This is a genomic window from Vibrio sp. 1751, assembly GCF_033339895.1.
GTDB lineage: Bacteria > Pseudomonadota > Gammaproteobacteria > Enterobacterales > Vibrionaceae > Vibrio > Vibrio alginolyticus.
Genome location: NZ_JAWOVM010000127.1, coordinates 1 through 2712, shown reverse-complemented (window position 1 = coordinate 2712; position 2712 = coordinate 1). Strand labels below are relative to the sequence as shown.

General features: G+C 46.4%; 2 protein-coding genes. Both read right to left on the bottom strand.

Annotated features, from left to right (window positions below):
• Nucleotides 1-617: 617 nt before the first annotated feature.
• Nucleotides 618-1646, bottom strand: a complete 1029-nt coding sequence (locus R7041_RS21690; RefSeq protein WP_064368616.1) for a methionine synthase — start codon at nt 1644-1646, stop codon at nt 618-620.
• 30 nt (nt 1647-1676) lie between these two features.
• Nucleotides 1677-2651 carry a DUF1852 domain-containing protein gene (locus tag R7041_RS21685; protein ID WP_064368617.1) on the bottom strand — a complete coding sequence of 325 codons (975 nt, stop codon included), beginning with the start codon at nt 2649-2651 and terminating at the stop codon, nt 1677-1679.
• Between the last annotated feature and the right edge of the window lie 61 nt (nt 2652-2712).

The following is a 2712-nucleotide window of genomic DNA, read 5'->3' as shown; positions in this document are numbered from 1 at the left end:
ATGACGTTATCTTGAAACTGCTCTAATAACTAGGGTTGTGGCAAGCAATATACTTCCAACATCCGTCATCCTGAACAACGAGGGACGAGGTGATTCAGGAGCTACCCACCGAGTGCTTTGAAGTGCGAAAGTTATCGTCATTTCCTAGCGAGCTGTAATCAGATTCCTAGTCTCGTCTAGACTCGCTGGAATGACCCTATCTTGGAGCTGCTCAAATATCGGTTTTGTGGCGAGCGATGTATCTTCCAACATCCATCATCCTGAACAGCGAGGGACGAACGTGATTCAGGATCTACCCACCGAGTGCTTTGAAGTGCGAAAGTTATCGTCATTTCCTAGCGAGCAGTAATCAGATTCCTAGTCTCGTCTAGACTCGCTGGAATGACCCTCTCTTGGAGCAGATCCAATACCTAGGGTTGTGGCGAGCAATGTATCTTCCAACATCCGTCATCCTGAACAGCGAGGGACGAGCGTGATTCAGGATCTACCCACCGAGTGCTTTGAAGTGCGGAAGTTATCGCTATTTCCTAGCGAGCAGTAAACCGACTCCTAGTCTCATTTAAACTCGCTAGAATGACCCTAATTTTAGTTCATGGTGCGGAGCCTAAGTATTAATATCAACCCACCGCCTCTTTACGAATGATCTCCGCACCCGCACTTAACGCATTGAGCTTAGCGGTCGATACTTCACGAGACAAAGGCGCCATACCGCAGTTGGTACATGGGTAAAGCTTGTCGGCATCAACGTACTTCAACGCCTCTCGCAGTGTGTTCGCCACTTCTTCTGGTGTTTCAATTTCGTTGGTAGCAACGTCAATCGCACCAACCATCACTTTCTTACCACGAATCAACTCAAGTAACTCAATAGGCACTCGTGAGTTATGACACTCAAGCGAGATAATATCGATATTTGACTGCTGCAATTTAGGGAATACTTCTTCGTATTGTCGCCATTCAGTGCCTAGCGTTTGCTTCCAATCTGTGTTCGCTTTGATGCCGTAGCCATAGCAGATGTGCACTGCAGTTTCACATTTCAGCCCTTCAATCGCACGCTCTAAACACGCAATGCCCCACTCGTTCACATCATCGAAGAACACATTGAACGCAGGTTCATCGAATTGAATAATGTCGACACCCGCCGCTTCAAGCTCTTTCGCTTCTTGGTTGAGGATCTTCGCAAATTCCCAAGCCAGCTTTTCACGGCTACCGTAATGATCATCATGAAGCGTATCGATCATCGTCATAGGGCCTGGCAGTGCCCACTTGATAGGTTGCTTAGTTTGCTGACGCAAGAACTTGGCATCTTCAACAAACACGGGCTTTGTGCGGCTTACTGGGCCAACCACAGTCGGAACACTTGCTTCATAACGGTTGCGAATGGTCACCGTTTTACGGTTTTCAAAATCTACGCCGCTTAAATGCTCAATAAAGGTCGTCACAAAATGTTGCCGAGTTTGCTCTCCATCACTGACGATATCAACGCCTGCCAATTCTTGCTCTTGCAAAGCGACGCGTAGCGCATCGCGTTTGCCATCAATCAGTTCTTCACCTTGCAGTTTCCACGGTGACCAAAGTTTTTCTGGTTCGGCCAGCCAAGAAGGTTTCGGTAAGCTGCCAGCCGTTGAAGTCGGTAATAGTGTTTTCATCGTCATTCCTTTCTAGATTCTCGTTATCGATTACGCGTAGCTTGCAGACCATTGTTCAAGCACAGATTGATAGGGTTTGATGAAATGCTCCTCGGCAAATTTCCCTTGTTCAACTGCCAGTTGGCTGCGCTCTTCTCGGTCGTAAACGATTTGAGTTAGCGAGTGGTCTAGGTTTTTTAGGTTTGGCTGGTAGCAATTACCGGCAACCGCGTTGGCATTGTAAATCTCAGGTCGGTAAATCTTCTGGAATGTCTCCATCGTGCTAATCGTGCTGATAAGCTCTAGGTTTGAATAATCGTTCAACAAGTCACCGAAGAAGTAGAATGCCAATGGTGCAACAGTGTTTGGTGGCATGAAGTAGCGCACCTGTAAGCCCATCTTCTTGAAGTACTGCTCCGTCAACGAAGATTCGTTCGGCTGATATTCAAAGCCCAAAACAGGATGTTGATTTTCGGTGCGTCGGTATACCTTGTTGTCCGATACGCTCAGACAAATCACTGGCAGCTTTTTGAAATGCTGTTTATAAGACTCAGAATTAACGAAAGCTTTGAACAGTTTGCCATGCAAATCACCGAAGTTCGCTGGGATGCTGAACTGTGGCTGGTTTTTGTTGTGGTCCAACAGCAAAACGCTAAAGTCGTAATCACGCACGTATGAAGAGAAGTTGTTGCCCACAATGCCTTCGATGCGCTCGTTAGTGTTGTGATCAACAATGTTAGTTTTGAGCACTTCAATCGATGGGAATGCTTCTCCACTACCTTGGATATCCATATCAACAGAGATGATTTCAAGTTCAACTGAGTAGCGGTCACCTTGCGCGTTATCCCAATATGCCAACGCATTAAAACGATTGTCGATCATTCGGAGTGCATTGCGCAGATTCTCTCGGCGGTAGTTTCCGCGAGCCAGATTAGCAAAATTGGTAGTGATTCGCGTGTTGTCTGATGGTTGGTAATTCTCATCAAAGCGAATGCTTTTGATAGCAAATGTGAAATCGTTATTCATCGTGAGTTGGTATCCTATTTCCTTAGATAAAGCAGACTTTTCCTAACTCTGTGCATGGGGA